Raw genomic sequence first — 25,990 nt, 5'->3', positions numbered from 1 at the left:
TGCCATGAATCAGACCATCGATCTTATCCTTTCCCATCGCTCCATTCGTCAGTTCACTGCCGAGCCGATCGCCCCGCAGCAGCTGGATGTCATTCTCGCCGCCGCCCAGTCCGCCTCGACCTCGAGCTTTTTGCAGGTGACCAGTATTGTGCGAGTCAGTGAACCCGAGGCGCGTCAGCAGCTGGCCATGCTGGCGGGCAATCAACCCTATGTGGTGCAGGCGGCCGAGTTTCTGGTGTTCTGCGCCGATTACCATCGTCACAGCCAGATCGTGCCCGAGGCCCAGACCGGTTATGCGGAGCAGTTGTTGATCGGTGCCATTGACGGCGCCCTGATGGCGCAAAATGCCCTGCTGGCGGCGCAGTCGTTGGGACTGGGCGGGGTCTATATCGGCGGCATTCGCAACCATCCTGCCGAGGTGAGCGAGCTACTGGGCTTGCCCCATCAGGTGATCCCGCTGTTTGGCCTCTGCCTTGGCCACCCTGCTCAGCAGCCGGAGCAGAAACCCCGCCTGCCCAGGGGATTGGTGGTGCATCAGGAGCGCTACCAGCACGAGCTGGATCGCGACCTGCTGGCCCGGTACGATCAGCAGATCGCGGACTACTATCAGGCCCGCAGCAGCAACAACAAACAGCAGACCTGGAGTAGCCAGATCCGCGCCATTCTGGGCAAGGAGTCCCGCCCTTTCATGCTGGGATTCCTGCAATCGCAGGGCTTTAACCTCAAGTAATGGCGCTGATGGGCGATACTATGGGAGTGATGACCACCATGGTCATTTTCCCGTGATCCTGAAATCTTTCCCTGAGACCGGGTATACAGCTTGGCGACAAATCGTGGGCAAGGGGGGATCTACAGGCTACCTTAAGTAGATAAGCTGTTGTAGGATCACGCAATTGGATTGGGACAGGGGTTTGGACATCCTATGATTTTAACTTTGGTATTGCTGTCTATCGGCGCGCTCCTGTTTTTGGTTATCGCCTATAACGTGGTACAGCAATATAAGCAGAAGGCGGAGGCTGAAAAGCGTCACGCCGTTGCCAGACACAAGACGGTAGCCGACGAGACCGAAGAGGTACTGCTGAACGTCAATCTGGTGCCTTTCTCCAAAAACATGGTGTTGCTGTTGCAGCACCGGATCCTTGATGCCTATCGCGCCATCGCCCAGGTGATGCCCAACAACCAGATCAAGCAGCGCATCGCCGATGTGCAGATCCAGATCAAGAACGTGCAGGAAAATTACAGTGCGCAGGATGAGGGGCACTTCAAAACCCCCGAGTCTGATCGTCAGGCGATCCAGATGTTGCAGCTGGTAAAAAAGCTACGTGCCGTACTGCGTGTCGAGCACAACAAGGGCAAAATTGATCCGCAGGGGTTTGCTCAGGAAGATCGTCGTCTCGAGCTGATGCAGCTCAAAATCAACATCTCGAATCTGGTCAAGCGGGCGATGGATGCCCGCATTCAGGGCCAATATGGTACTTGCCGCCAGCTCTATACCAAGGGGTTGTCGGCAATGGCCAGCATTGGCGACAAGGATCCCTATCTGTTGGCTCGTGAAGAGGATATGCGTCAGGGGCTCAAGGAGCTTGAAGAGCTGCAGCAGCAAAACAGCGCGCAGGATCTGCAAAACATCAAGGACAAGGAAGCCGACGAGCTCGATGTCCTGTTTCAACCCAAGAAGAAATGGTAAGCATGTCCCACCCACTCGATTCCACACTGGGGCCAATGGCCCCATTTGTTTCTCAGCTGTTGACCGAACTGGCCGCTGCTGGCGTCACATTTTCCCAGCCAACGGTCGATCACCTCTGTTATCGGGCGGCGACCTTGCAGGAGTACCGCGCGCTGTGTGCTGTATTGGCTGAAGCGGGCTCCTTGCTGGTGGAGGGGATGATCGGCGGTCGCCCGATTGCCACTTATCAGTTGCATCAGCCACTGCTGGCTGGTGAGGTGCAGGTACCCTGTATCGAGCTGGCGGCGCCGAAACCGGGGCGCATCCATCAGGCAGGACTGGAACATATCGAGCTGGTGGTTACTTCACTGCAGGATCTGGTAGCGCGCTATCCCGAGCAGCCATTCAAAACCGGCAATATGCAGGATACCCGCAACCCCGATATCGGCCTGATGTTGCCCTCCGGTCAGATCAAGTTTCACTTACGCTCGCTGGCTGAGGTGATCGCCGAAGAGGTGGCGACCGGTGCTGTGGTCGCGGTGCCTGCGGATTATTTCGATCAGGAGTGATCCTGCGCTCTATGCGGTGCGAGCCTGACAGGCTCTTGAATAACGCAGCAAAAGGGGTCACCGGTGTGACCCCTTTTGCTATCTGGCGGTGCTGGGTTGCGAGAGCGCTATCTGCTCGTGGGTGACCCTGTTTGCGCTGAGCCTGTTACCCGTGTCGGTGGGGTTGCTGGGCGGGCAGTGGCGATTGGCTTCGCTGCTTGAGACGGCCGAGCCAGAGGCTCAAGCCGGCCGTCAAGATGAGGACCAGTTCAATACCCATGACCAGACCGCCCAGCTCGCCCTGCTCCCAGAAGGGGTGTAGGTAAAGTCCCCCCAGACTGGCTCCCAGATAGTAGGCTACCAGATAGAGAGAGGAGGCGAGGGCGCGGTTGTGTTCGACATGATGACCAACCCAGGCACTAGCGCAGGCGTGTGCCAGGAAAAAGCCGAAGCTGGAGATCAGCAAGCCACTCAGGATCCCGAGCAGGCTAGCTTGCAGTAGCCATAGACTGCCGAGGGCCATCAGGGCGATCCCGACCAGCAGCATGCGTTGTGCCCCCCAGCGGTTGGCAAAGCGGCCGCTCAGTGAGGAGGCCACCGTCCCCGAGAGATAGGTGAGAAACAGCATGCCGAGCCACTGGGTGGGCAAGGAGAATGGGGGCTTTGCCAGCAGGAAGGTGAGATAACTGAACTGGTTCAGAAACACCATAAAGTTGAGTCCCCCGATAAGGTAAGCCCCTACCAGCAAGGGATTGGTCAGGTGCTGCTGCAAGGCGCGAGCAAATTGGCCGCGAACGGGGGCGCTCGCCACAAAGCGGGTCTGATGGGGCAGCAGCCAGAAGACCAGCGGCAGCAGTGACAGGCTGATCACACCGATCCCCAGAAAGGTATGTTGCCAGTCGCCAAACCAGCCCGCCAGCAGGCCGCCGACCACCCGACCGGCAATGCCACCGAGGGAGTTGGCGGCAATATAGACCCCCACCGCCGAGAGCAGCGCCCGTTTACTGAACTCTTCCCCCATATAGGCAATCGCAGTGGCTGGTAACCCGGCCAGCAGCGCACCCTGCAGGATGCGTAGCAACAGCAGTGAACCAAACTGCTCAACCAGGGGGATCAACAGTGAGAGCAGGATCGCCAGGGTGAGTGTACCCAGCATGACCTGCCGACGGCCATGGCGATCCGCCAGTCTGGCGCAGATCAGCAAGGAGGCGGCAAGGCCTGCTGTGCATCCTGCCAAGGTCCAGCTGGCCGAGAGGGAGTTGACCGAGAAGACCTCGGCAATCAGGGGTAACAGGGGGTGGGTCTGGTAGAGGTTCAGAAACACCAGAAAAGAGCCCAGGCTGAGGGCCAGGGTTGCACGTATCCACTCGCGACTTCCGACTTCAATCATTGCGTATTGTCCTGACTGCTTTTGGTCAGGGTAGAGTCCTTGCAGTTATAAATATAATATATTTAAGTTATCCATCTCATAAGATGAATTGATACATGGATCTGAAACAGCTCACCTATCTGCTGGCGGTCAGGGATGCCAGCTCATTTACCAAGGCAGCCAACAGTCTGCATGTGGCACAGCCGGCCATCAGCATGGCCATTGCCAAACTGGAGCAGCAGCTCGAGCTGCGGCTGTTTGATCGACAGGACCGGGCGGTACGGCTCACCCCTGAGGGAGAGGTGCTCTGTCGCCATGCCGAGCGTCTGTTGCTGCAGATGCATCAGGCCGAGGCCGAGATGGCAGAGCTCAAGGGGTTGGAGCGGGGGGAGGTACGGATCGGGATCCCCTATATGATGGGCTCCTACTATTTCCCCCCTCGTCTGATGGCCTTCAAGCACCGCTACCCCGGCCTCAAGATCCGGGTCGAAGAGGCCGGTACCCGCGAGCTGCTCAGCCGGATGGTGGATGGCTCCCTCGATCTGGCCATTCTCATCACCAGTGATCTGCCGCCCGCCATCGAGGGGGCACATCTGTTGAGTGAAGAGATGTTGATGGTGGTGGGGGATGATCACCCCTTGCGCGGCGAACCGGCCGTCACCCTCTCACAGTTTTTCGCTCAGGAGCTGGCGTTGTTTCGCCGCGGTTTCTACCACCGCGAGCATATGGAGGCGCTGGCCCAGAGCCTCGGCGTCGAGCCCGATATCGCCTTCGAGAGCAATCTGATCCCTTTGCTCAAGGCGGTGGTGCGGCAAGGTTTTGCGGTAACCACCTTCTTGCGAATGGTGCTGGAAGAGGAGCCGGATCTGAGTGGCGTGCCCTTCGACCCGCCCATCTACCTCGACCTCTGTGTGGCGTGGCGGCGTGGCGATCCGCTCTCCATGGCCAATCGTGCCTTGCGTGATTTTCTACTCAAGGAGCGCCCGGCCTGATGGCGGCGGGTCATTGCTGAAAGTTTGTTACTATTAACGGTGGGTTCGCTTGAGGGCTACACCATGAAATTGCAGCAATTGCGCTATATCGTCGAGGTGGCGAACCACAGGCTGAATCTGTCGGCCACCGCCGAGAGCCTCTTTACCTCCCAGCCCGGGATCAGCAAACAAGTGCGGATGCTGGAGGATGAGCTGGGGATCCAGATCTTCGAGCGCAGCGGCAAACACTTGACCCAGATCACCCCCATAGGTCGGGATGTGATCAAAGTAGCCGCCGAGGTGCTCGACAAGGTCGCCACCATCAAAGTGATGGCCAGGCAGCATGTGCATCCGGAGCAGGGAACCCTCACCATTGCCGCTACTCATCTGCAGGCCCGTTATATTCTGCCTGCCATCCTCAAGGGTTTCATGGCCCGCTTTCCCAAAGTGGCCGTAACGGTGATGCAGGGGAGTGCGGCGCAGTGCCGAGCAGCCGTGCATGATGGCGCTGCCGATCTGCTGCTGGCGGATGAACAGGAGGATGGGAGCGATCTGCTTGTGCTCCCCTCTTTTCAGTGGCAACGGGGCTTGGTGCTGCCCAAGGAGCATCCATTGGCCAGAGCAACATCGCTGACCCCGGCCGAGCTGGTGGAATTTGCATTGGTGACCGATGGAAGGGCTCTCTCCACAACTCATGGCTCTGATTGCGCTCATGCCGAGAGCCGGATCGCCTGCTGTGCGAGCGACAGCGATGTGCTCAAGACCTATGTCAGACAAGGGATGGGCATCGGAGTGATGGCAACTTTTGCCTGGGAGCCCCAGCGCGATGGTGATCTGCTGCTCAAACAGGTGCCTTGGCTACCTAGTGGCGTTGCCGCTATCGGGTTGCGCAGAGGGGCGTTTTTGTGCGGCTATCTGTATGACCTGATTGGACGTCTCGCGCCGCAATTGACCCGGGAGCGGGTTGAACAATACTGTGCTGCCCGCACTGGCGAAGAGCTTGAAGCTATGCTGGCCAATTTGACCGTGCCACTTAGATAGCTTGGGTTGATGTGTGGTCATCCCAAGAAAAACGCCTCCCAATGGGAGGCGTTTGACAATCTGACATTCGTCAATTCAGGCTCACTTCTTCAGCATATGATCCAGCTTGTTGGCCTTGGTCGACAGATAGAACTCGTTGTGGGGATTGCGCCCTTCCTGCAACGGTACCCGTTCGGCCACCGGAATACCGAAGGATTCCATCGCTTTCATCTTGCGCGGGTTGTTGGTCATCAGTTTGAGAGACTTGACCTCAAGCTGCTTGAGCATATCGGCGCAGATGGTGTAGTCGCGCATATCGGCGGCGAAACCAAGGGCCACGTTGGCTTCCACGGTATCGGCTCCCTGATCCTGCAGGTGATAGGCGCGGATCTTGTTGAGCAAGCCGATGCCTCGGCCCTCTTGACGCACATACAGCAACACGCCACGACCGGCTTTGGCGATATTCTCCATGGCCGCCTGCAACTGGAAACCGCAGTCACAACGCAGGCTGAACAGGGCGTCGCCGGTCAGGCACTCTGAGTGGATCCGGCCCAGCACGGGCTCTTCACCGGTAATGTCGCCCATCACCAGTGCGGCATGATCTTTGCCTGTGCCGGTTTCCTGAAAACCTACCAGCGTGAAGGTGCCCCAAGGGGTGGGCAATTTGGATTTGGCCACGAGGGTAACGCTGCTCATAGGTTGCTCCTTACTACTAACGGCTCAAAAAAGGGGGCCAGTTTAGCGCGCCTTGTCAGGAACGACCATAAGAACAAGTCCCTGCATTGCTTAATGAAATCTCCAAATGAGATACAAGCACAGTCGCCTGCCGGGGTTTTGGCCCTTTGTGCGGATTGATGACTGCCAGGCTCACCACATTCGGGTATAATCGGCGCCCATTAACCCACCCTTCGGGATGGGAGCAACACAGAGCAGGAGAGAAGTTATGCCTCAGATGGCCCCCGTAATGACAATTGATGGCCCCAGTGGTGCAGGTAAAGGCACCTTGTGTCAGCTGCTTGCTGAGAAGCTGGGTTGGCACTTGCTGGACTCGGGCGCCATCTATCGGGTGTTGTCCCTGGCCGCCCTGCATCACGATGTAGAGCTGGACAGTGAAGCCTCACTGGTGCCGCTGGCCGCCAATCTGGATGTGCAATTTCAGGTTGAGGGCGATCTGGTCAAGGTGATCCTGGAAGGGGAAGATGTCTCCCGTACCATCCGCACCGAAGAAGTGGGTAATGCTGCCAGTAAAATCGCCGCCTTCCCCCGTGTGCGCGAAGCCTTGCTGCGCCGTCAGCGGGCATTTCGTCAGGCCCCGGGTCTGATTGCGGACGGTCGTGACATGGGCACAGTTGTTTTCCCCGAGGCCGAGGTGAAGATTTTCCTCGACGCCAGTGCCGAAGAACGGGCCCAGCGTCGCTATAAGCAGTTGCAAGATAAGGGCTTTGATGTTAACTTTGAGCGTCTTTTAACCGAGATTCGGGAACGTGACGATCGCGACAGAAATCGCGCTACTGCACCCCTGAAACCGGCAGAAGATGCTCTGGTGGTAGACTCTACCGCTATGACCATAGATGAAGTGCTGGCAACAGTACTCGCCTATGCAGAGCAACAACTTGGTGATGCCAGCGCAAGCTGACATCCGGTCGTCTGCACCAAGGATGGCGCAGATTATTTAAAACAGCCCCGCTTGTGCCGGATTGCAAGTGGATGTTTCATTTGTGACATAAACAATGATCGAATCTTTTGCTCAACTCTTTGAAGAGTCCCTGAACGCCGTTGAAACCCGTCAAGGTTCCATCGTCAAGGGTACTGTCGTTGCTATCGAGAACGGTTTTGTACTGGTTGACGCCGGTCTGAAATCCGAGTCCGCTATCCCGGCTGAAGAATTCAAGAACGCCATGGGCGAGCTGGAAATCAACGTCGGCGACACCGTTGATGTGGCTCTGGACTCTATCGAAGATGGTTTCGGCGAAACCAAGCTGTCCCGCGAAAAAGCCAAGCGCCACGAAGCCTGGCTGCAGCTTGAGAAGGCTTACGAAGAGCAAGCTACCGTTATCGGTATCATCAACGGCAAGGTCAAGGGTGGTTTCACCGTTGAACTGAACGGCATCCGTGCCTTCCTGCCGGGTTCTCTGGTTGACGTGCGTCCGATCCGTGACACCGCTCACCTGGAAAACAAAGAACTCGAGTTCAAAGTCATCAAGCTGGACCAGAAGCGCAACAACGTTGTTGTTTCCCGTCGTGCCGTGATCGAGACCGAGAACACCTCCGAGCGCGAAAGCCTGCTGGCTAACCTGCAAGAAGGTCAAGAAGTTAAGGGTATCGTCAAGAACCTGACCGACTACGGTGCATTCGTAGATCTGGGCGGTGTTGACGGCCTGCTGCACATCACCGACATGGCGTGGAAGCGCGTTAAGCATCCTTCCGAAATCGTCAACGTTGGCGACGAGATCGCTGTCAAGGTTCTGAAGTTCGACCGCGAGCGTACCCGCGTATCCCTGGGTCTGAAGCAGCTGGGCGAAGATCCCTGGGTTGCTATCGCCAAGCGTTACCCGGAGACCACCCGTCTGTCTGGCCGCGTGACCAACCTGACCGACTACGGCTGCTTCGTTGAAATCGAAGAAGGCGTTGAAGGCCTGGTACACGTATCCGAGATGGATTGGACCAACAAGAACATCCACCCGTCCAAAGTTGTTAACGTTGGCGACGTGGTTGACGTGATGGTTCTGGACATCGACGAAGAGCGTCGTCGTATCTCCCTGGGTCTGAAGCAGTGCAAATCCAACCCGTGGCAGCTGTTTGCCGAAACTCACGCCAAAGGCGACCGTGTTTCCGGCAAGATCAAGTCCATCACTGACTTCGGTATCTTCATCGGTCTGGATGGCGGCATCGACGGCCTGGTTCACCTGTCTGACATCTCCTGGAACAACCAGGGCGAAGAAGCCGTGCGTGAATTCAAGAAAGGCGACGAGATCGAAGCCGTTGTTCTGCAAGTGGATCCGGAGCGTGAGCGCATCTCCCTGGGTGTCAAGCAGATCGAAGAAGACCCGTTCAACAAGTACCTGGCTGACAACAAGAAAGGTGCTATCGTGAAGGGTAAGGTTACCGAGGTTGATGCCAAAGGTGCCGTTATCGAACTGGCTGATGGCGTAGAAGGCTACCTGCGTGCCTCCGACGCTGCTCGTGACCGTGTAGAAGACGCCACTCTGGTGCTGTCTGTTGGTGACGAAGTTGAAGCTAAATTCATGGGCGTTGATCGTAAGAACCGCACCGTAAGCCTGTCTGTCCGTGCTAAGGACGAGGCTGATGAGCGTGTTGCTATCGATAACCTGAACCAACAAGAAGAAGTTGTGTTCAGCAATGCTATGATGGAAGCGTTCAAAGCCGCCAAGGGTGAGTAATCCTTGATGCAAGAAAAGGGCGGCATTGCGCCGCCCTTTTTTATCCTGGCAAAATGAATATTGCATGTGATCGGGGAAGGAGATTTAACGTTATGACCAAATCAGATCTCATCGAACAACTGGCAGCCAGCCGCATGCATATGCCGGCCAAGGATGTCGAAGCCGCCATCAAGGAGATCCTTGAGCAGATGGCGTCGACCTTGCAAAACGGCGACCGGATTGAAATCCGCGGATTTGGCAGTTTTTCACTGCACTATCGTGCGCCCCGTGTGGGCCGCAACCCCAAGACTGGGGACAAGGTTGAACTGACCGGGAAATATGTCCCGCACTTCAAACCAGGCAAAGAGTTGCGCGAGCGCGTCAACATCATTGAATAATGCAGAAATCGGCATACCTCGGGTATGCCTTTTTTCTTTTTGGCACCGATTCCTGTGCCAATCGTCTTGTTTCTTAAACTCTTTTCCCATTCACTCTAGAGTCTGCCTGCGATTTTAAGGATAATCAGCCTCTCATTAGATACTGACAGGGAGCTCTTATGAAGCGTATTTTGGCCCTCATTCCGCTGGTGCTGGTGTTTGTTCTGACCCTGGCGCTGGGCTCACAAAATGGCCAGCTGGTTCAGTTCAATTACCTGATCGCTCAGGGTGAGTTTTCGCTTGCCATGCTGTTGGGCTTCTTCTTCGCTGGCGGTTTTTTGCTGGGCTGGCTGGTATTCGGCCTGCTGTTCCTGCGCTTGAAAATGCAAAACCGCACCCTCAACCGCACCATGCGTCGTCAATCCCGCGAGTTGGAGCTGGCCCGGTCACCGGGTAAGGAATAATGTTCCTCAATGCTTGAACTGCTTTTCCTGCTGTTACCCATCGCCGCCGGTTATGGCTGGTACATGGGTCGCAGGAGTGTTCGCCAGGACACCCAAAAACAGAGTAACCAGTTTTCCCGCCAGTATGTGGCGGGCCTCAACTATTTGCTGTCCGATGAATCCGACAAGGCGGTGGATCTCTTTATCCAGCTGCTTGAGGTGGACAGTGAAACCATCGAAACACACCTCTCCCTCGGCAACCTGTTTCGCCAGCGTGGGGAGGTCGATCGTGCCATCAAGATCCACCAGAACCTGGTAACCCGCCAACTGACCCGGGAGCAGCGTCAGCTTGCCCTGCAGGAGCTTGCGCGCGACTTTTTGGCTGCTGGTCTGCTGGACCGAGCGGAAGCGCTCTGGAATGAGCTGTGTGATGACAGCGACTATGAAGAGACGGCGCTGGCACAGCTGTTGATCATCCATCAGCAGTTGCGGGACTGGGATAAGGCCATCGATGTCGCGGTTCGTCTGCAAAAATTCCAGGGCAAGAAGCTGGCCGACCCCATCTCCCATTTCTATTGCGAGCAAGCCGAGACCGCGCTGCGTGAGGGCAATAAAGGGGAGGGGCTGGCCAAGCTCAAACGGGCGCTCAGTATCAATCCGGCATGTGCCCGGGCCAGTTTGCGCCTCGCTGAGCTCGCCATGGCAGAGGGGGAGTATGAGCAGGCCAGCAAGGAGCTGCTGCGGGTGTTCGAGCAGGATATCGACTTTGCCTCCGAGGCAATGCCCAAATTGCTCGAGTGCTATCAGCAGTTGGGGCGTACGCCTGCGTTGATCCCGCTGCTTGAGAAGGCAGTGGAAGATCACGCCGGTGTCAGCGTGACCCTGGCCCTTGCCAAGCTGGTTGAAGAGCGTGATGGCCTGAGCCAGGCCCGTTCGCTGGTGTTGCGTCAGCTGCGTCGTCATCCGTCGATGAAAGGTTTTTACCAGCTGGTGGGTTTTCAGCTGGCCAGTGCGGAAGAGGGGCCTGCCAAGGAGAGCCTCGAACTGCTGCAACAGCTGGTCGGCGAGCAGATCAAAATCAAGTCAACCCACAAGTGTCGGCAGTGCGGCTTTGCCACTCACTCGCTGTTCTGGCAGTGCCCGTCTTGTCGCCAGTGGGGTTCCATCAAGCCGATCCGTGGTCTGGACGGTGAATAACAAGCAATAGGATGTGAGATGCAAGATCCCAAAGTACTGGTAGCGCTGGATTATCAGCACGAGGCAGATGCCTTAGCGTTCGTTGAACGTATCTCTCCGGCCCAGTGCCGTCTCAAGGTAGGCAAGGAGATGTTTACCCTGTTTGGCCCGCAGTTTGTACGCCAGCTGGTGGCCAAGGGATTCGATGTCTTTCTGGATCTGAAATTTCACGATATTCCCAATACCGTTGCCAAAGCCGTGGCAGCCAGTGCCGAGCTCGGTGTCTGGATGGTCAACGTGCATGCCAGTGGTGGTGAGCGGATGATGCGTGCCGCCAAAGAGGCGCTGCTGCCTTATGGCGACAAGGCGCCATTGTTGATCGGGGTGACCGTACTGACCAGCATGGAGCAGTCCGACATGATCCCTCTTGGTCTGGATGTGAGCCCTGCCGAGCAGGTGATCCGGCTGGCTACCTTGACCAAGACATCCGGCTTGGATGGGGTTGTCTGCTCTGCCAACGAGGCCCATGAGCTTAAAGCCTTGCTGGGCGAAGATTTCAAGCTGGTGACCCCGGGTATTCGCCCGACCGGTTCAGCGGCCGGGGATCAGCGCCGGGTGATGACACCGAAAGCGGCGGTCGAGGCGGGGTCCGATTATCTGGTTATCGGTCGCCCCATTACGCAGGCTGCCGATCCGGCCGCCATGCTGGCCAGCATCAATGCCGAGCTGGCTGGTGCGTAACAGGCTCACTCAGTGATACGCGGTGCAGGCCGAGCAACAGGCCTGCACCGGCCCCGATAAGATGAGAGCCGATGTGTACCCTGGCATTGATCAGGGTGGATATCGGGCTCTCTCCTGCGTTGTAGAAGTCCATCGCCAGCTTGAGTCCCATCCCTGCCAACAGTAGCCAGCCCGATGTGCGGCGTCCGTGGCGAATATCCTGCATTGCCCCCCAGACAAACAGGCCATGCAGCGAGCCGGATAGCCCCATGTACCATTGGGTCTGCGGGCACCACCACCAGATCCCCAAGCCCACTGCCAACCAGAGCAGCAACATCAGCAGCGGCAGGCGAGCCCCACCCAGATAGTCGCGAAACAGGCTATAGAGGATGGCGAGGCCGCCCAGATTGAGCAGCAGGTGCCACAGATTGGTATGAGCCAGATTGCCTGTTATGATCCGCCACCCTTCGCCCCCGGCGATCAAGGGCCGATCGAAGGAGAGCTGAAGATTGGGAACGGTAAAGAAGAGTAGCAAGCTGGTGAGAGAGAGCGTGATAACCCAGAGCAATCCAGATTTGTCTGACAACATGAAACAGTCCAACGACAAGAACAGTCGATACTGTACACGTTGCACCCGAGCCCTCAAAGCCTGCCTGTGCAATTATATTGTGCCGGTTGACAATCACACGCCCCTCTACATCTTGCAGCACCCCAACGAGGTGGCACATCCCAAGGGGACTGCCGCGCTGCTGGCGGCCTCTTTGCAACAGTGCGAGATCCATGTGGGGGAGGACTTTTCCCGCGATGAGTGGCTCAATGTGCTGCTGGCTGACCAATCCCGTCGTTATTATTTGCTCTGGCCGGATGAGGATGCCATTTCGCTGACCGATCTTCGCCAACAGTGGGAGAGTGAATCCTCTGGCTCTGCATCCGTCGCCTTTATCTTGCTTGACGGCACCTGGCGCAAAGCCTATCGCATGTTGCAGAGCAACCCGGCACTGGCCCGCTTGCCCCGCATCGGCATTGGTGCCATTGCCGGTCAATATGCCATTCGAAAGAAACCCTTTCCCGATGCCCTCTCTACCATAGAGGCGGGCTATCACCTCTTGTCCCGGTGGGAGGGGAGGCCGGAGCACTATGCGCCCTTGCTGACCCTGTTTAACCGGTTGAATACCCAGTGGCAGGACTTTGCCGAAGGCCGCCGCTCGTGACAATTCAAGGAGTTATCAAGATGAAAAAAGTAGTCGTGGTTTTCAGTGGCGGTCAGGACAGCACCACCTGTCTGGTACAGGCATTGGCCCGGTATGATGAAGTGCACGCCATCACCTTCGACTATGGCCAGCGCCATCGGGAAGAGATCGACACCGCGCGTCGTCTGGGCAGTGCTCTGGGGATCGCCGCCCACAAGGTGATGGATGTGACGCTGCTCAATGAGCTGGCGGTCTCTGCCCTGACCCGTGACGACATCCCGGTCAGCTGCGAGCTGCAGGATAATGGCCTACCCAACACCTTCGTGCCGGGTCGCAATATCCTGTTCCTGACCCTGGCTTCCATCTATGCCTATCAGGTGGGCGCCGAAGCGGTGATCACCGGTGTCTGCGAGACCGACTTCTCCGGCTATCCCGATTGCCGTGACGAGTTTGTCAAGGCCCTCAATCAGGCGGTGTCGCTGGGGCTGGATCGCGGCATCCGTTTTGAAACTCCCTTGATGTGGCTCGACAAGGCCGAAACCTGGGCACTGGCGGATCACTATGGTCACCTCGACACGGTGCGCCAGCAGACCCTGACCTGCTACAACGGCATTGCCGGTGACGGTTGCGGCACGTGTCCTGCGTGTGAACTGCGCAGTCGCGGTCTGAACAACTATCTGGCCGACAAGGCGGGTATCATGGCCAGACTGTTTGAGAAAACCGGGCTGGGCGAGAAAAGCGCAGAGTGAGCCTGCGTCTTGCCGTGGCTTGGGGTATAATCCGCGACTTTTGCAACAAGCCGTGATCGAGATGCACTACCCAATCAACGAGATTTTCCAGACCATCCAGGGGGAGGGCATCTTTACCGGCCTGCCCGCCATCTTTGTTCGCCTGCAGGGTTGCCCGGTGGGCTGCTCCTGGTGCGATACCCGTCATACCTGGGTTGTTGATCCGGCTCGTGAAGTGGGTAAGGCGGCGGTACTGGATGGTTCCAACGAATCCGATTGCTGGAGCCAACTCAGCACCGCGCAGATTATCAAGAGCTTTGGCGATCTGGGTTATCAGGCACGCCATGTGGTGATCACCGGTGGCGAGCCCTGCCTCTACGATCTGCACGAACTCTCGTCAGCATTACTGGCGGCGGGTTATCAGGTGCAAATTGAAACCAGTGGCACCAGCGAGATCAATACTCATGAGCAGACCTGGGTAACAGTCTCCCCCAAGATCGGTATGAAAGGGGGGCTGCCTGTGCTGGTCTCGGCGCTGGAGCGGGCCAACGAGATCAAGCATCCGGTGGCCACCGAGCACCATATTGAAGAGCTGGATGTGCTGCTGGCGACCGCAACTCTGCGCCCGGACGTGGTCATTGCCTTGCAGCCGATCAGCCAGAAACCACGGGCCACCCAATTGGCGATGGATACCTGTATCGCGCGTAACTGGCGACTCTCAATCCAGACTCATAAATATCTGGATATTGATTAATATGGATTGGCTATCCGACGAACAGGTACTGCTGACTCTGACTAACAAGATGCCTTACGGTAAATATCAGGGGCGGCGTATCATCGATATTCCCGAGCCCTATCTGGTGTGGATGGCGCGCAGCGGTTTTCCGGCGGGTAAATTGGGCCAGACGCTGGCGTTGGCTTACGAAATCAAACTCAATGGACTCGAGTCCATGATTATTCCCATTATTAACAGGATGTCGGTATGAGAATATATACGAGGCAGGGCGACAAGGGCATGACCCGGCTGGCCGATGGTATCCCATTGCCCAAGGATCATTTGCGGGTCGAGACCTACGGTTATATCGATGAGCTCAACTCCCATATTGGCTTGCTGATTTGTGACGTGCCATCGCAAGAGGTCGGCTTATTGGCTGATTTACAGCTGTTGCAACAGGAGTTGTTTGATCTGGGGGGCGAGTTGGCATTCTCCAGCGACGCCCAGAATGAATCAATTTGGCAAGTTAATGCTGCCTGGACCACTCGCCTTGAACAGCAGATAGATCGTTATAGCGAGCCATTGCCACCGCTGCGCCAATTTATATTGCCGGGTGGTTCCCGTGCCGCGGCGCAAGCGCATGTGGTGCGTACTCTGGTGCGTCATTGCGAGCGCTTGCTGCTGACCTTGAGCCGGGAAGAGCGGGTCAATCCCGAGGTGCTGCCCTATCTGAACCGGATGAGTGACTGGTTCTTTACCGTTGCCCGCTATCTCATCTGCGTGGCAGGGGATCGTGAAGTGCTGTGGGTCAAGGCAGCAGATCGTCCGCAATCGGCTATCTGATATTTCACGTTTAAGCGGCAATAAAAAACCTCGCCTTGGCGAGGTTTTTTATTAGCAACGCAAGCGCTGTCAGATAGCAAAATCTTCCAGTGATTTGCCTGCTGCCACTGCGCTGGCAATGACTGAAGGCATACGGCCCTGGCCGGTCCAGGTTTTCTCTACGCCATTATCCTGATAGCGATATTTGGCAGGACGTGGCGCCCGCTTGGCTTTTTCTGATTTGCCGGGGTTGGTAGCGACAGCGCTTACCAATTCTGCCGGGTCAATACCGGCGGCTTTCAGCATTTCGCTATATTCGTTAATTTTCCGCAGATGCTCTTCACGGGCCTGACGCTCGGCAGCTTCATCCTGCTGACGTTCAGCAACGATAGTAGAGAGTTTTTCCAGTGCCTCTTCCAGTTGTTCCAGAGAAAGCTCGCGGCAGGTCGCACGCAGACTGCGGATATTAAGCAGTACCTTTAAAAATTCATTCATAGGAGTTACCACGTCGAGTCAGAGAAAAATATTATGTTCCAGCTGATTCTTGCTTGGTGATTTAAATAAGTCAAGCCGGGTTAAATATAATATCCGTGGGGAACATCAATATAGATATTTAATATGGCCAGCAATAGGCTTGGTGATTGGATGCCAATGAAGCCGTAGTAGGTGAAAATAGCGCCAAAGCTGGCGTTGTTGCATCATTTGACTACCATTTTTCGACCTTGATATGTTTATCGTGACTATTTAATCAAAAAACTTGCTATAAGCTGCCATCTCGATAAAATGTGCGGCGAATACCTTTAAGTAGAGGCGCGCTGCCTATGAGTATTTGTGCGGAGGGTGATGCCTGTGATGCACAAGGAAAGGAGTCAGCGCCGAAGTGGCCAGGCCATCATACCGGGCTGCTGGTTCTGCATCTAATAGGTGCAGGACTGCCATAGTCATCCACTATGGAGCGCTACCTGAAGGGGCTGAGGAGTATGACCTCCCCATAGGTTTTGTTTCTTTAGATCCTCTCGGTAGATCTCCACCTGTAATCTTTAGGTGCAAAGAGATCATGGACATTAGTCATTTCGCCGACTCCGGTTGGTCCGTTCTTCCCCCCCTGTTGGCTGTCGCGCTGGCGATCATGACCCGCCGCGTGCTGCTGTCCCTTGGTGTGGGCATCGTCACCGGCAGTTTGCTGCTCAATCAGTTTTCACCCCTCGAATCCCTGCATTACATGTTGAATACCGTGCTCAAGATCTTCTGGGTCGATGGCGCGCTCAATCGTGACAATGTCAACATGATCCTGTTTATGCTGCTGCTGGGTGGCCTCATCAGCCTGATGAGCGTCTCCGGGGCGACCCGTGCCTTTGCCGAGTGGGCCGAGCGTCGTGCCAAGACCCGCAAGGGCGCCAAAGCCCTGACTGGGATGATGGTGTTTGCCTTCTTTATTGATGACTTCTTCCACAGCCTGTCGGTGGGTGCCATCTGCCGTCCGGTCACCGACCGCTTCCAGATCTCCCGTGCCAAATTGGCCTATCTGCTGGACTCCACCGCGGCGCCGGTCTGCGTGCTGATGCCCATCTCCTCCTGGGGGGCTTATATCATCGCCCTGGTTGGCGGCATCATGGCGGCCCACGGTCTGACCGAGCAGAGCCCCATCGCTGCGTTTGTCGAGATGATCCCGATGAACCTCTACGCCGTCTTCACCCTGATCATGGTGCTGGTGGTGATCGCCTGTCAGCTGGATATCGGCCCGATGCGTCAACACGAAGCGTGGGCGCTGGAAGGCAAGCTGTGGGATGAGTCCAAGGGCCGCCCCATCGGTCTGGATATGGAGAGCCCGGAGGAGAGCAACGGCGGCATGATCGACATGGTACTGCCGATCCTGACTCTGACCGCCGCCACCATCTATTTCATGATTGATTCCGGTGCTGCGGTGCTGAGCGAGAAAGGGCTGCCATTCAGCGTGCTCGGCTCGTTCGAAAATACCAACGTCGGCTCTTCGCTGGTCTACGGTGCCCTGTGCAGTCTGGTGGTCTCCATCGGTCTGGCGATGCGCCTGAAGCTGGGAGCCAAGAACTGGATCAAGGCCGCGCCGCAAGGCGTCATGGCCATGCTGCCAGCCATCAACATCCTGCTGTTTGCCTGGACCATAGGTGCCGTGGTGCGCGACGTGGAGACCGGCAAGTACCTGGCTTCGCTGGCTAACGGCAACCTGCCGATCGAAGTGCTGCCTGCCGTGGTCTTTATCCTCTCCTGTGCCATGGCGTTTGCTACCGGTACCAGCTGGGGTACCTTCGGCATCATGCTGCCGCTGGCCGGTGACATGGCCGCCGCCAGCGACATCAGCCTGATGCTGCCGATGCTGGCTGCGGTACTGGCTGGCTCGGTGTTCGGGGATCACAGCTCACCCATCTCCAGCACCAGCATCCTCTCTGCCACCGGTGCCGGTTGCCATCACATCGATCACGTGATGACCCAGCTGCCCTATGCACTGGCCATCGCCTTCGGCGCGGCCATCGGTTACCTGGCGATGGGCTTGATGCACTCCAGCCTGGCCGGTTTCAGTGTCAGTGCCCTCTGGTTCGTGCTCTTTACCGGCTATCACCTGAAAAAGGCCAAAGCGCGGCCAGTGCTGGCCACCGCGTAACATTTATAGAGCAAGGGGCCCGCGGGCCCCTTGGTTTTGTCAGGGGCTTTGGTTAGCATGCGCCCCATAAATTCAGTTTCGGAACAGTATCATGGCTTCACTGCACTACAAATTTGCCACCATGAATTCAGGCAAATCCACCCAGCTCATTCAGGCGCACTTCAACTATCTGGAGCGGGGCATGCATCCTCTGGCGATGACGCCAGCCATCGATGACCGTTTCGGGGTCGGGGTGATCAGTGCCCGGGTTGGCCTTGAACTGAAGGTGGACGTGTTCAGCGACAGCTGTGATCTGTTTGAAATGGTGAAAGCGCGCCATGCGAAGAAACATATCGATGTTTTCATCGTGGACGAGGCCCAGTTCCTGACCCGTGAGCAGGTCTACCAGCTGGCCCGCATCGTCGATGAGCAGGATATTCCGGTGATGGCCTATGGCCTCAAGACCGATTTTCGCGGTGAGCTGTTCCCCGGTTCCTACCATCTGCTCTGTCTGGCCGACAAGTTTGAAGAGCTGAAGAGCATCTGCTGGTGTGGCAACAAGGCTCACATGAACTCCCGGGTCAACGAAGCGGGGCAGGTGATGCGTGATGGCGAACAGGTGGAGATCGGCGGCAACGATCGCTATGTATCGCTTTGTCGCAAACACTATCTCGAAGGTCGGGCCTACAAGTAAGTCGGCTGCGATATTTGAATCGTCGAGCAGGGCGCCAATCTGGCGCCCTTTTTATTTTCCTGCTTGCTTCTCTGCGGTTCAGTCGATCTCGATATCCACCGGCGCAATGATGGGGTCGGCCACCGGCAGGCGTTGAAATAGCTGGCGAAAATGGTGCTGTACCCGGCCGATATCCACCAGCGACATGCCGGAGGCAAAACCGAACCAGACATAGAGGCCGGTGAGATCGCGAAACATCGGCGGCAAATAGCGGGGGGCGGCGATCAGCCCCTCCAGATAGTGTTGATAGAGTACCGGAATATCATCAAGCGTCACCTTGCCGACAAACAGCATTGGCAGGATCTCGGGCACCCCTTCCAGCACGGCGCTGCGGATAAAGTTGACCGTCTCCACATAGCCACGCACGTAGGAGAGATCCTTGGTAAAACAGGCGCCGCCGCCCACCATGCCGCCACGAAAGACCCGCTGGGTGATCTTGTAGGCGTCGTGCTCGCTGGTGCCCTGCTGTACGAAGTGCTTAAACACCTCGATAAAATCGGCGCCGCGCTCGGCCATGTCGATGGCCATCACCCGATCGGAGATGCGCTTGGCCCGATCCGGAAAGGAGCTGAAGGTGAGGGTCTCTATCAGGACAGCCAGCCCCTCCTGACAGGCGGTGATCCGCGGTGAACCGGCGCTCAGCCAAGTGGCATAGGGCTGCTGGCGACCGTTGAGGGTGGTGCCGACATGGACCCACCCCTCGTGCACCTCCAGCACCTGCAAGTCCAGCTCGGAGAAACGGGCGTGGGAGTTGAGCTTGATGTAGTCGCCACCGGCAGCGGCATCGGAGACAATCCCATCGCTCAGCTTCACCTGCACAGTGCCGTCACTGAAGTAGCTCGACAGCTTGCCCTGCAGTTTGGCGACCGCGGCCTCTCCTTCGAACTCCTTGGGGTAGGGGCGCACCAGATGGCGGGCGCCGGGCAGGGAGAAGATATCGCACAGGCGGGCGCCCAGCTCCTTGAGAGTCTTGCGATCCCCGCGCAGGTGATCGCTGGCAGAGCCATAAAGCAGCTGGCTGTAACGCTGAAAATCGGGTTGGCCGCGCTGGCGCAGCATCTCGATCACCACCATGTACTGATCGACCGTCTCTTGCAGGATCCGGCCAAGATCGTCCTGTGGCCCCAGTTTTCTGCGGATCCTGTCCCGCAGCTCCTTGAGTTCCAGATACTTGTTGCGCGGATCGAAGCCGAGGGGGAGGGCATCATAGAAGTGCCTGTCGATAGCGGGCAGCTCCCTGCCACCGCTTGCCAGAAAGCGATCCTGCAGATGGCGTGGCCATTTGATGGCATCCAGAATGCGGATGGGTTTTTGCAGGGTGAGCAGCTCATCCGAGAGTGATTTCAGATGAAGGCGATACTTTTCTTGGATAGTCATGGGGCCCCCTGTGGGGCAAGCGTCGTCGTGGATTTGGCTGAGTATATGCATAGCTCTTGCCAAAAAGAAGCGAGCCGCAGGGTTATTGGGTTGGCGTGCTTTTTGTTGATAGCAAATTGGTTTAGACTGCGCCCCTTGATCCCAATCTTGTCGTGGAAATGATGAATATCCCCAGCTCCGAAATGATAATGCGTTGGTTGCAACAGGCTCGTATCGAGCACTATGTCTGCGACCAGTGTCACGGTATCCACATTGTCTCTTTGCAGTCGGTCGATGGTATTCAGGAGAGCCGGATCTTCGTGGAAGAGGAAGGCCTGCTGTTCTCCTCCGAGCTGGAAGTGCGCCCCTCCGCAATGCTGCCGCTGGTTGCCGAACTGGGCCGACTCAATATGCAGTACCCCTCCCTCAAGGTGTTCCTCGATATCATCGATGACAACCTGCCGCGGCTGGTGGTCGGGCACACCGTCTTTACCAAGGCCGGACTCAGCGTCGAGCAGTTCCTGCTGTTCGTGCAAAGCACCATCGCTGCCACCCACGAACTGGTTGCCGAATGCGAACGTTCCGGCTTCTTCAACCTGCCGGAAATCCAGGTTGCACCGGAATCTGTGCATTAAGTGTTCGAACGGTTCGCCAGGTGAAAAAAGCCGTTGACGCGGGCGGGGCTTTCCCCTAAATTACGCCCCGTTCCAGCGCAACAGCGCAGCGAACACCGTGTTGGCTGAACACGTTAAACCACAGACCAAAATTTGGTGAGGTGTCCGAGTGGCTGAAGGAGCACGCCTGGAAAGTGTGTATACGGCAACGTATCGAGGGTTCGAATCCCTCCCTCACCGCCACATTGCAAAGCCCTGATGGAAACATCAGGGCTTTTTGCTTTCTGGCGCAATCCCCGCGTGGTTGCTGGCATAGGAATGCAAATCCTCATTGTTGATAGCCCAGCATCTGGCTGAACCTCTTGGGCAATCGTAGTGAAAAGCCTCGGTGACTTTGACGCCACGGCCAACCCATTGGTCGATCCTTTTAAAGTTTCCGCCCAATTCAGTACAAGGGCCTCTCGCAAGAGAGGCCCTTTTCATTGCTCGCTGATTTGCCCTGCTCGGTACTTAAAAGGCATTCCGTGGTGATACCGATTAATGCTCCACAGTCAGCGGATCCGGGGGCAGGTTCAGATGCTTGGTGATGGCCTGATAGAGCTGGGGGTAGTTATCGTCAAAATGGTGTCCTCCCGGCAGGGTGACGCTGATGACGTTAGGTTGGTTGAGACGGGGGCAGAGGCGGTCGCCGTCATCGTCATCGGCTCCTTGCAGGCAGAGCATCGGTAGATCGCGGATGGTCTTCACCTGCGGTTCGGTCGGATAGCTCCGCGCCTTGTGGGTCAGCATGTCGCTGACGTGGATCTCGAAATCCGAGCTGGTGGAGGGGGAGAGCATCACGGCCCCGACCAGCCCCTGACGATAGTGCTCCGGCAACCGGTTGATGACGAAGGGGACAATCTCGGCACCAAACGAGAAACCGACCAGCAGCCAGCGGGGGCGCTGCCAGCGAGTCTGGTAATCATCGAGGATCCGCTCCAGATCGGCGGTCACCTGCTCCGGGGTTTTCTTCTTCCAGTAGTAGGTGAGGGAGCTCCAGCCCACGACCGGCATGCCGTTCAGCTGAAACTGGGCGCTCAGCCCCTTGTCGAGGGCCGCCCAGCCACCATCGCCGCTGAGAAAGATCACCATGGGGGTGTCGGATGACTGCTTGACCGGCAGCTCAATCAGGCTCAGGTCATCCTTGACCGGGGCGGCGTGCGCCGCAAAAGATGAAACGGGCAGTACGAGACTGAGTAACAGCAAAATCAAGGCTCTCATTGGCCATGCTCCTATTTCTTGAGCAGCCCCAGCGGGCCGCGGCTAATCAGGGTGATCAGGTGAGTCAGGGTTCTGGGCAGTACCAGCTTGCTGCTGCAGAGCAGGTAGCGGGGTTCCCAGCGGGGCGAAAATTTCTCCTTGTAGCGTCTGAGCCCCTGGAAGTTGTAAAAGCGGCTGCCACGGACGAACAGGGTATTGCCAAGGCGGGCCCAGTAGCTGCCGAGCGGGTGATCGTTGAACCCAGACATGGGGGCCATCCCCAGATTGAAGCTGGCGTACCCCTGCGCCTTGCCCCACAACAGCAGTTCGACAAAGAGAAAATCCATGATGGGGGCGGTGCCGGTATCCAGGCTGTAGCGCATCAGATCGATGGAGAGCGTCTCCTTGTTGTCGCTCACCCAGAGGTTGGCAAAGCCGACGATCTGCCCCTCGTGCCACACCAGCGCAGCCGGGCTCAAGGTCAGGTAGTCAGGCTCGAAGCGGCCGACCGAGAAGCCCTTCTCCTTGCCCATCTTGCTCTGCAGCCAGGTATCGGAGACGGTCTGCAATCTGGGCAGCAGGGGGGCCACGGCACTGGCCTCGACCACCTCGAAGGTCAACCCTTCCCGTTTGCCCTTGGCGTGGCTCTGGCGCAGGTTGCGCAGGCGGCTGCCCGCCAGATCGAAGGTAGCCAGATCGACCATCGCCTCTTCACCGAGCTTGAAGGGGATCAGCCCCAGCTCTAGATAGAGCGGAAGATAGCGGGCCGACACCTGATAAAAGACCGGATTGGCGTCGTGCTCGTCGCACCGCTCGCGAAATTGCCAGAGCAGCTCTTCGATCTGCTCGGGGTGGCCGATCGGATCCCCCATCACAATCCAGCTGTTGCCCTCGATGCCATACATCAGGAAGGCGTCGCCGGCGGGATGGAACAGCAGGGACTTGTCCTGCAACTGGGCCAGATAGCCGTGGATCCCCCCTTCGCGCACCACCAGCTCGTGAGCGCGCGCCAGCGTCTCCTTGTCCGGCTTTTCACCGACCACGCGCAGCGGTGCAAGCAGCTGGGCAACCCCGGCCACGGCCAGCACGGCCACCACGCTCCCCATGGCGCGCAGGCCGCGGGCAGCCCCGCCGTGGGGCGAGAAGTGGAACCAGAGGGCGTGGTCATACTCCACCTGACGGTAGGAGAAGAGCAGCAGCCACAGGGCTCCCAGCAGCACGGCGCCGACCGAGATGAGCCAGCCCGGGGTGTACTGGGGATAGAGCAGCGACCCCTTGCGATAGAAGAGAGAGCGGCAGGGGGTCATGATGAGCAGGAAGCTGCCGAGCAGCAGGGCTGACTCCCAGTCTCCCCCCTTGAGCAGGGAGAAGGCGATACCCAGAGCCAGCAGCAGCTGGGTGATGCGAAACGCGGCGTCGTGACGGCGATAGAGGCTGCGAGCCAGCAGGATCAGGAGGATACCGCTCACGCTGCCGAGCACGTGGGAGAGCTCCAGCAGATGGAGCGGCAGCACTTGCAGCCACACCTCGATGTGGCTGCGCATGGTCGGGATCATGCCCGAGCAGAGCAGCAGGCTGCCGGCGGCGAAGGTGCCCATGCTGATAAGGGCAGGCAGAAATTCGCGCACCGCGCTCATCAGCCCCTGTAGCCGCTGCCAGCGCGCTTTTTGTTGCAACATCTCCTGACTCGCAAAGAGCAGCAGGGCACAGAGAAAGGGAAGCAGATAATAGATGCAGCGGTAGAGCAGCAGCGAGGCGAGCAGCTTGTCGGTTGGCAGGTAGTTAGCCAGCAGCAGGCTCATGCTCGCTTCGAACACGCCGATCCCGCCCGGCACGTGGGCCAGTACTCCGAGGAAGCTGGCCAGCACGAAGGCACTGAGCAGCACAGGGTAGGGGACGCTATATGCGGGCAGCAGCACAAACAGTACGGCGGCGGCGGCCATCCAGTCAGCCAGCGCGACCAGCAGCTGCGACAGACGAACCTTGAAACCGGGCAGGGTCAGGGTGTGTTCGCGCCAGGAGAGACGGTGTGTGGGCCAGCAGAGGTAGCAGGCCACCAACAGCAGAGCCATCATGCCCGCCAGCCTGAGCAGGGTATCTGCCCACTGCGGCCAGTCAGGCAGCAGCTGTGATACATCGCAGGTCAGTAGGGCGCCACCTCCCCACGCCAGCAGGCCGAGGAAAAAGGTGATGGAGCAGAATAGCACCACGCGGGCCACTTCTCCGGTGGCGAGCCCCAGTGCGGAGTAGAGGCGATAGCGTACCGAGGTACCGGTCAGCAGGGCAAATCCCAGGGTGTTGGAGAAGGTGTAGGCGATAAAGGAGGTGATGCTGACCTGTTGCCAGGGAAGGCGCTTGCCCAGCGCATGGAGCGCCAGCATGTCATAGCTACAGAGACAACCATAACTGAGCAGGGTCAGCAACAGGGCGCCCGCCAGTCGCGGCAGGGGTTGGGACCAGATAGCCACACGAATATCGTGCCAGTGCCATGCCTGAGTCAGGTGATACAGCACGGTCAGTGCGGTGCCGAGCAGCAACAAGCTGCACAAGGGGCCTAGCCATTTAAGCAGATGACGCCACATGCCATGTTCCTGTGGTCATTGACCGTTTCCCGCAAAGGGGGAGCCGGGTCGTGGATCCGGTTTGGACGAGGGAGGTGCTCGTCAGGAAAATTTCGGGAAGAGATGGAAAGGGAGGCGTCAGCCTCCCTCTGTGCTATCCAGTGACCGGTTGGATCACTTGGTTTTCGGTGCGACTTTGACGGCAGGGGTCTTGGCGTGGGTGGCTTTATGGTGTTTTTTCACCACCTTGGTCTGGGTCGCCTGCGGCGCGGCTGTCTTGGTCGGGGTGGCCGCCATGGTGAAACCGGAGGTGAGGGCGAAGACGGCAGCCAGGGTCAGGGGAATGATCTTTTTCATGTTCAATTTCCTTATTCGGGTTGATGTTATGGAGCGTTCTCCATGACAGTCATCCTATGACGGTTGCAGCGGCCCTTCAGTGAGCGGTTGGTGACGGTTTGTATCCAAATGTACAGGCAGGGTGAGGCAGAAGCGGGCGCCGTGGTCACTGGCCAGCAACGCCACATCCCCCCCGTGATGACGGGCAATGCTGCGCACGATGGCCAGCCCCAACCCGGTGCCGCCGGTGCGACGATCCCGGCTCTGATCAAGGCGTACGAACGGCTCGAAGATCTGGGGCGCCAGCGCCGGATCGATCCCCGGCCCATTGTCGCTCACCTCCAGCAGATAGTTCTCCTGCAGCCGCGAGATGGAGAGGGTAACCTCGCTCTCGGCGTAGCGCAGGGCGTTGCTGATGAGGTTCTCCACCGCGCGCGTCAGCAGACGCTGATCGCCGCACCAGGGCATGTGGCGTGGCGGCAGATCGAGGGTGAGCCTCTTCTCGGGTGCCAGCGCCTGCCAGTCGCCAAGATGCGCTTGTGCCCAGTGGCTGAGTTCAAGCTCGTCGCGCTGCAACGGCAACTCGGGTCTATCCAGCCTGGCGTAGGTGAGCATCTCTTCGATCAGGGCGTCCAGCGCGCCCAGATCTCGCTCCAGCGCCTGCTGCTCCTGCTCGGCAGGGGCTGGAGCGAGCATGGCAAGCCGATAGCGCAACCGGACCAGCGGGGTGCGCAACTCGTGGGCGATGGCATCGGTCAGTTGCTTGCGGCTGGCAATCATGGCCTGCAATTGGGTCGCCATTTGATCGAAGGTGCGTCCCACCCGGGCCAGACTGCTGCCCGGTGGCAGATTGGTTCGGCAGGAGAGATCCCCATCGCCCACGCGACGTGCGGTTTGCTCCAACTGTTGCAAGCCGCGCCAGTGGGGACGCAGCCACAGAAGGATGGGCAGGCCGAGAGAGAGGCCGATCACCAGCAGCAGCCCCACATCGACCCAGTGCAGCTCATGCAGGTAGGAGAGGTAGGGTACAGGGCCGACAATCAGCACCCGGTCGGTATCGGGGATGCGCTGCAGGAAGGTGTCATCCTCCTCGACGATGACAATGTTGCCGGCAGCCAGAAAGGCCTGATCCTCGCTGGCCAGCGGCTGGCGCACCAGCTCGCCGATCTTGAGGGGGAGGGTAAACTGACTGCTCTGCTCGGCCAGTCGATCGGACCAGCGCTCTGGCGGGGTTCTTGCCAACTCGCCGGTCAACAGGCCAAGAGAGCCCTGCATCATGCGTTCGAGATAGCGATCACCCGCCCGTTCGGCGGTCACCTGATAGACCACTCCCACCAGCAGGATGGCCAAGGTGAAGCAGCCGATCAGCAACAGATAGAACTGGATAAAGAGACGGCGCATGGCGGTGC

The 25,990-nt window shown here is 58.0% G+C and carries 28 protein-coding genes, 1 tRNA gene and 1 riboswitch; of the genes, 20 read left to right on the top strand and 9 right to left on the bottom strand.

Going from position 1 to position 25,990, the window contains the following annotated elements; genetic code table 11:
- Positions 1 to 4: 4 nt before the first annotated feature.
- The 3 genes from nfsA to G5287_RS16710 all read left to right on the top strand — a co-directional run bounded on the left by nfsA (position 5) and on the right by G5287_RS16710 (position 2,235).
- Positions 5 to 730 carry an oxygen-insensitive NADPH nitroreductase gene (gene nfsA / locus G5287_RS16720; protein WP_216978983.1) on the top strand — a complete coding sequence of 242 codons (726 nt, stop codon included), beginning with the start codon at positions 5 to 7 and terminating at the stop codon, positions 728 to 730.
- A gap of 192 nt (positions 731 to 922) precedes the next feature.
- Positions 923 to 1,687, top strand: a complete 765-nt coding sequence (locus tag G5287_RS16715; RefSeq protein WP_216953387.1) for a DNA repair protein — start codon at positions 923 to 925, stop codon at positions 1,685 to 1,687.
- Positions 1,681 to 2,235 carry a VOC family protein gene (locus G5287_RS16710; RefSeq protein WP_031227877.1) on the top strand — a complete coding sequence of 185 codons (555 nt, stop codon included), beginning with the start codon at positions 1,681 to 1,683 and terminating at the stop codon, positions 2,233 to 2,235. The genes G5287_RS16715 and G5287_RS16710 overlap by 7 nt, the downstream gene beginning before the upstream one ends.
- A 145-nt stretch (positions 2,236 to 2,380) precedes the next feature.
- On the opposite strand, the gene G5287_RS16705 is transcribed toward G5287_RS16710, so the two are convergent.
- Positions 2,381 to 3,604 (bottom strand): MFS transporter, encoded by a 1,224-nt coding sequence (locus G5287_RS16705; RefSeq protein ID WP_021231402.1) that lies wholly within the window; start codon positions 3,602 to 3,604, stop codon positions 2,381 to 2,383.
- 95 nt (positions 3,605 to 3,699) lie between these two features.
- On the opposite strand from G5287_RS16705, the gene G5287_RS16700 reads away from it, so the two are divergent.
- Both G5287_RS16700 and G5287_RS16695 read left to right on the top strand, forming a co-directional pair.
- The gene (locus G5287_RS16700; protein WP_216978982.1) at positions 3,700 to 4,575 is read left to right on the top strand and encodes a LysR family transcriptional regulator; all 876 of its coding nucleotides are present in this window, start codon (positions 3,700 to 3,702) and stop codon (positions 4,573 to 4,575) included.
- Between the two features lie 63 nt (positions 4,576 to 4,638).
- Positions 4,639 to 5,595 (top strand): LysR substrate-binding domain-containing protein, encoded by a 957-nt coding sequence (locus tag G5287_RS16695; RefSeq protein ID WP_421231577.1) that lies wholly within the window; start codon positions 4,639 to 4,641, stop codon positions 5,593 to 5,595.
- 81 nt (positions 5,596 to 5,676) lie between these two features.
- Here the strand turns inward: G5287_RS16695 and ribA are convergent, their stop codons facing one another.
- Entirely contained in the window at positions 5,677 to 6,270 is a 594-nt protein-coding gene (ribA, locus tag G5287_RS16690) for a GTP cyclohydrolase II (RefSeq protein ID WP_005337152.1), read from the bottom strand.
- 247 nt (positions 6,271 to 6,517) lie between these two features.
- Between ribA and cmk the strand changes: the two genes are divergently transcribed.
- The 6 genes from cmk to pyrF all read left to right on the top strand — a co-directional run bounded on the left by cmk (position 6,518) and on the right by pyrF (position 11,691).
- The gene (gene cmk / locus G5287_RS16685; protein ID WP_019444698.1) at positions 6,518 to 7,210 is read left to right on the top strand and encodes a (d)CMP kinase; all 693 of its coding nucleotides are present in this window, start codon (positions 6,518 to 6,520) and stop codon (positions 7,208 to 7,210) included.
- Between the two features lie 94 nt (positions 7,211 to 7,304).
- Positions 7,305 to 8,975, top strand: a complete 1,671-nt coding sequence (rpsA, locus tag G5287_RS16680; protein WP_005337148.1) for a 30S ribosomal protein S1 — start codon at positions 7,305 to 7,307, stop codon at positions 8,973 to 8,975.
- A gap of 92 nt (positions 8,976 to 9,067) precedes the next feature.
- Entirely contained in the window at positions 9,068 to 9,352 is a 285-nt protein-coding gene (ihfB, locus tag G5287_RS16675) for an integration host factor subunit beta (RefSeq protein ID WP_005299934.1), read from the top strand.
- Positions 9,353 to 9,510: 158 nt separating this feature from the next.
- Positions 9,511 to 9,795, top strand: a complete 285-nt coding sequence (locus tag G5287_RS16670; RefSeq protein WP_005337143.1) for a LapA family protein — start codon at positions 9,511 to 9,513, stop codon at positions 9,793 to 9,795.
- 9 nt (positions 9,796 to 9,804) lie between these two features.
- The gene (gene lapB / locus G5287_RS16665) at positions 9,805 to 10,971 is read left to right on the top strand and encodes a lipopolysaccharide assembly protein LapB (RefSeq protein ID WP_047438342.1); all 1,167 of its coding nucleotides are present in this window, start codon (positions 9,805 to 9,807) and stop codon (positions 10,969 to 10,971) included.
- A gap of 18 nt (positions 10,972 to 10,989) precedes the next feature.
- Positions 10,990 to 11,691, top strand: coding sequence for an orotidine-5'-phosphate decarboxylase (gene pyrF, locus G5287_RS16660; RefSeq protein WP_042083286.1), 702 nt, complete (start codon positions 10,990 to 10,992; stop codon positions 11,689 to 11,691).
- On the opposite strand, the gene rrtA is transcribed toward pyrF, so the two are convergent.
- Positions 11,666 to 12,259, bottom strand: coding sequence for a rhombosortase (rrtA, locus tag G5287_RS16655; RefSeq protein WP_074042643.1), 594 nt, complete (start codon positions 12,257 to 12,259; stop codon positions 11,666 to 11,668). The genes pyrF and rrtA overlap by 26 nt on opposite strands.
- Here rrtA and G5287_RS16650 point away from each other — a divergent pair.
- From G5287_RS16650 to G5287_RS16630, 5 genes are all read left to right on the top strand, one after another.
- Positions 12,258 to 12,881 (top strand): tRNA-uridine aminocarboxypropyltransferase, encoded by a 624-nt coding sequence (locus tag G5287_RS16650; RefSeq protein ID WP_421231576.1) that lies wholly within the window; start codon positions 12,258 to 12,260, stop codon positions 12,879 to 12,881. The genes rrtA and G5287_RS16650 overlap by 2 nt on opposite strands.
- A gap of 20 nt (positions 12,882 to 12,901) precedes the next feature.
- Positions 12,902 to 13,609 (top strand): 7-cyano-7-deazaguanine synthase QueC, encoded by a 708-nt coding sequence (gene queC / locus G5287_RS16645; protein WP_421231575.1) that lies wholly within the window; start codon positions 12,902 to 12,904, stop codon positions 13,607 to 13,609.
- Positions 13,610 to 13,670: 61 nt separating this feature from the next.
- Positions 13,671 to 14,342: a 7-carboxy-7-deazaguanine synthase QueE gene (gene queE / locus G5287_RS16640; protein WP_421231574.1), complete on the top strand. Its 672-nt coding sequence runs from the start codon at positions 13,671 to 13,673 to the stop codon at positions 14,340 to 14,342.
- Position 14,343: 1 nt separating this feature from the next.
- A complete protein-coding gene (locus G5287_RS16635) occupies positions 14,344 to 14,574 on the top strand; it encodes a DUF3820 family protein (RefSeq protein ID WP_005337126.1) in 231 nt (76 codons plus the stop codon).
- Positions 14,571 to 15,146, top strand: a complete 576-nt coding sequence (locus G5287_RS16630) for a cob(I)yrinic acid a,c-diamide adenosyltransferase (RefSeq protein ID WP_100646101.1) — start codon at positions 14,571 to 14,573, stop codon at positions 15,144 to 15,146. The genes G5287_RS16635 and G5287_RS16630 overlap by 4 nt, the downstream gene beginning before the upstream one ends.
- A 69-nt stretch (positions 15,147 to 15,215) precedes the next feature.
- Here G5287_RS16630 and G5287_RS16625 read toward each other — a convergent pair whose 3' ends face one another.
- Positions 15,216 to 15,620 carry an H-NS family nucleoid-associated regulatory protein gene (locus G5287_RS16625; protein WP_075115902.1) on the bottom strand — a complete coding sequence of 135 codons (405 nt, stop codon included), beginning with the start codon at positions 15,618 to 15,620 and terminating at the stop codon, positions 15,216 to 15,218.
- Positions 15,621 to 15,922: 302 nt separating this feature from the next.
- Positions 15,923 to 16,094: riboswitch (Lysine riboswitch) on the top strand.
- Between the two features lie 88 nt (positions 16,095 to 16,182).
- Here G5287_RS16625 and G5287_RS16620 point away from each other — a divergent pair.
- Together G5287_RS16620 and G5287_RS16615 are read left to right on the top strand one after the other, a co-directional pair.
- Positions 16,183 to 17,763 carry a Na+/H+ antiporter NhaC family protein gene (locus G5287_RS16620; protein ID WP_005351177.1) on the top strand — a complete coding sequence of 527 codons (1,581 nt, stop codon included), beginning with the start codon at positions 16,183 to 16,185 and terminating at the stop codon, positions 17,761 to 17,763.
- 91 nt (positions 17,764 to 17,854) lie between these two features.
- Entirely contained in the window at positions 17,855 to 18,436 is a 582-nt protein-coding gene (locus G5287_RS16615) for a thymidine kinase (protein WP_005351181.1), read from the top strand.
- A 78-nt stretch (positions 18,437 to 18,514) separates the two neighbouring features.
- Here the strand turns inward: G5287_RS16615 and G5287_RS16610 are convergent, their stop codons facing one another.
- The gene (locus G5287_RS16610) at positions 18,515 to 19,852 is read right to left on the bottom strand and encodes a flavohemoglobin expression-modulating QEGLA motif protein (protein ID WP_216953395.1); all 1,338 of its coding nucleotides are present in this window, start codon (positions 19,850 to 19,852) and stop codon (positions 18,515 to 18,517) included.
- A gap of 158 nt (positions 19,853 to 20,010) precedes the next feature.
- On the opposite strand from G5287_RS16610, the gene G5287_RS16605 reads away from it, so the two are divergent.
- A complete protein-coding gene (locus G5287_RS16605) occupies positions 20,011 to 20,466 on the top strand; it encodes a YbjN domain-containing protein (protein ID WP_421231573.1) in 456 nt (151 codons plus the stop codon).
- 134 nt (positions 20,467 to 20,600) lie between these two features.
- Positions 20,601 to 20,688, top strand: a tRNA-Ser gene (locus G5287_RS16600).
- 294 nt (positions 20,689 to 20,982) lie between these two features.
- On the opposite strand, the gene G5287_RS16595 is transcribed toward G5287_RS16600, so the two are convergent.
- From G5287_RS16595 to rstB, 4 genes are all read right to left on the bottom strand, one after another.
- Positions 20,983 to 21,705 (bottom strand): AcvB/VirJ family lysyl-phosphatidylglycerol hydrolase, encoded by a 723-nt coding sequence (locus tag G5287_RS16595; protein WP_421231572.1) that lies wholly within the window; start codon positions 21,703 to 21,705, stop codon positions 20,983 to 20,985.
- Between the two features lie 11 nt (positions 21,706 to 21,716).
- Positions 21,717 to 24,266 carry a bifunctional lysylphosphatidylglycerol flippase/synthetase MprF gene (gene mprF / locus G5287_RS16590; protein WP_421231571.1) on the bottom strand — a complete coding sequence of 850 codons (2,550 nt, stop codon included), beginning with the start codon at positions 24,264 to 24,266 and terminating at the stop codon, positions 21,717 to 21,719.
- Between the two features lie 153 nt (positions 24,267 to 24,419).
- Positions 24,420 to 24,602 (bottom strand): hypothetical protein, encoded by a 183-nt coding sequence (locus G5287_RS16585; protein WP_042055686.1) that lies wholly within the window; start codon positions 24,600 to 24,602, stop codon positions 24,420 to 24,422.
- Positions 24,603 to 24,656: 54 nt separating this feature from the next.
- Complete coding sequence (gene rstB, locus G5287_RS16580; RefSeq protein ID WP_421231570.1) at positions 24,657 to 25,982, bottom strand: two-component system sensor histidine kinase RstB; 1,326 nt, start codon at positions 25,980 to 25,982, stop codon at positions 24,657 to 24,659.
- Positions 25,983 to 25,990 lie beyond the last annotated feature (8 nt).

This window comes from Aeromonas sp. 603079, from assembly GCF_049172135.1.
Lineage (GTDB): Bacteria > Pseudomonadota > Gammaproteobacteria > Enterobacterales > Aeromonadaceae > Aeromonas > Aeromonas veronii.
The sequence above is the reverse complement of the archived record's forward strand: the minus strand, read 5'-3'. Positions and strand labels throughout refer to the sequence as shown.

Excerpts from the sequence above, each read along its gene's own strand:
- nfsA (WP_216978983.1), top strand. The coding sequence starts at position 5 with ATGAATCAGACCATCGATCTTATCCTTTCCCATCGCTCCATTCGTCAG.
- G5287_RS16715 (WP_216953387.1), top strand. The coding sequence starts at position 923 with ATGATTTTAACTTTGGTATTGCTGTCTATCGGCGCGCTCCTGTTTTTG.
- G5287_RS16710 (WP_031227877.1), top strand. The coding sequence starts at position 1,681 with ATGGTAAGCATGTCCCACCCACTCGATTCCACACTGGGGCCAATGGCC.
- G5287_RS16705 (WP_021231402.1), bottom strand. The coding sequence starts at position 3,604 with ATGATTGAAGTCGGAAGTCGCGAGTGGATACGTGCAACCCTGGCCCTC.
- G5287_RS16700 (WP_216978982.1), top strand. The coding sequence starts at position 3,700 with ATGGATCTGAAACAGCTCACCTATCTGCTGGCGGTCAGGGATGCCAGC.
- G5287_RS16695 (WP_421231577.1), top strand. The coding sequence starts at position 4,639 with ATGAAATTGCAGCAATTGCGCTATATCGTCGAGGTGGCGAACCACAGG.
- ribA (WP_005337152.1), bottom strand. The coding sequence starts at position 6,270 with ATGAGCAGCGTTACCCTCGTGGCCAAATCCAAATTGCCCACCCCTTGG.
- cmk (WP_019444698.1), top strand. The coding sequence starts at position 6,518 with ATGCCTCAGATGGCCCCCGTAATGACAATTGATGGCCCCAGTGGTGCA.
- rpsA (WP_005337148.1), top strand. The coding sequence starts at position 7,305 with ATGATCGAATCTTTTGCTCAACTCTTTGAAGAGTCCCTGAACGCCGTT.
- ihfB (WP_005299934.1), top strand. The coding sequence starts at position 9,068 with ATGACCAAATCAGATCTCATCGAACAACTGGCAGCCAGCCGCATGCAT.
- G5287_RS16670 (WP_005337143.1), top strand. The coding sequence starts at position 9,511 with ATGAAGCGTATTTTGGCCCTCATTCCGCTGGTGCTGGTGTTTGTTCTG.
- lapB (WP_047438342.1), top strand. The coding sequence starts at position 9,805 with ATGCTTGAACTGCTTTTCCTGCTGTTACCCATCGCCGCCGGTTATGGC.
- pyrF (WP_042083286.1), top strand. The coding sequence starts at position 10,990 with ATGCAAGATCCCAAAGTACTGGTAGCGCTGGATTATCAGCACGAGGCA.
- G5287_RS16650 (WP_421231576.1), top strand. The coding sequence starts at position 12,258 with ATGAAACAGTCCAACGACAAGAACAGTCGATACTGTACACGTTGCACC.
- rrtA (WP_074042643.1), bottom strand. The coding sequence starts at position 12,259 with ATGTTGTCAGACAAATCTGGATTGCTCTGGGTTATCACGCTCTCTCTC.
- queC (WP_421231575.1), top strand. The coding sequence starts at position 12,902 with ATGAAAAAAGTAGTCGTGGTTTTCAGTGGCGGTCAGGACAGCACCACC.
- queE (WP_421231574.1), top strand. The coding sequence starts at position 13,671 with ATGCACTACCCAATCAACGAGATTTTCCAGACCATCCAGGGGGAGGGC.
- G5287_RS16635 (WP_005337126.1), top strand. The coding sequence starts at position 14,344 with ATGGATTGGCTATCCGACGAACAGGTACTGCTGACTCTGACTAACAAG.
- G5287_RS16630 (WP_100646101.1), top strand. The coding sequence starts at position 14,571 with ATGAGAATATATACGAGGCAGGGCGACAAGGGCATGACCCGGCTGGCC.
- G5287_RS16625 (WP_075115902.1), bottom strand. The coding sequence starts at position 15,620 with ATGAATGAATTTTTAAAGGTACTGCTTAATATCCGCAGTCTGCGTGCG.
- G5287_RS16620 (WP_005351177.1), top strand. The coding sequence starts at position 16,183 with ATGGACATTAGTCATTTCGCCGACTCCGGTTGGTCCGTTCTTCCCCCC.
- G5287_RS16615 (WP_005351181.1), top strand. The coding sequence starts at position 17,855 with ATGGCTTCACTGCACTACAAATTTGCCACCATGAATTCAGGCAAATCC.
- G5287_RS16610 (WP_216953395.1), bottom strand. The coding sequence starts at position 19,852 with ATGACTATCCAAGAAAAGTATCGCCTTCATCTGAAATCACTCTCGGAT.
- G5287_RS16605 (WP_421231573.1), top strand. The coding sequence starts at position 20,011 with ATGATGAATATCCCCAGCTCCGAAATGATAATGCGTTGGTTGCAACAG.
- G5287_RS16595 (WP_421231572.1), bottom strand. The coding sequence starts at position 21,705 with ATGAGAGCCTTGATTTTGCTGTTACTCAGTCTCGTACTGCCCGTTTCA.
- mprF (WP_421231571.1), bottom strand. The coding sequence starts at position 24,266 with ATGTGGCGTCATCTGCTTAAATGGCTAGGCCCCTTGTGCAGCTTGTTG.
- G5287_RS16585 (WP_042055686.1), bottom strand. The coding sequence starts at position 24,602 with ATGAAAAAGATCATTCCCCTGACCCTGGCTGCCGTCTTCGCCCTCACC.
- rstB (WP_421231570.1), bottom strand. The coding sequence starts at position 25,982 with ATGCGCCGTCTCTTTATCCAGTTCTATCTGTTGCTGATCGGCTGCTTC.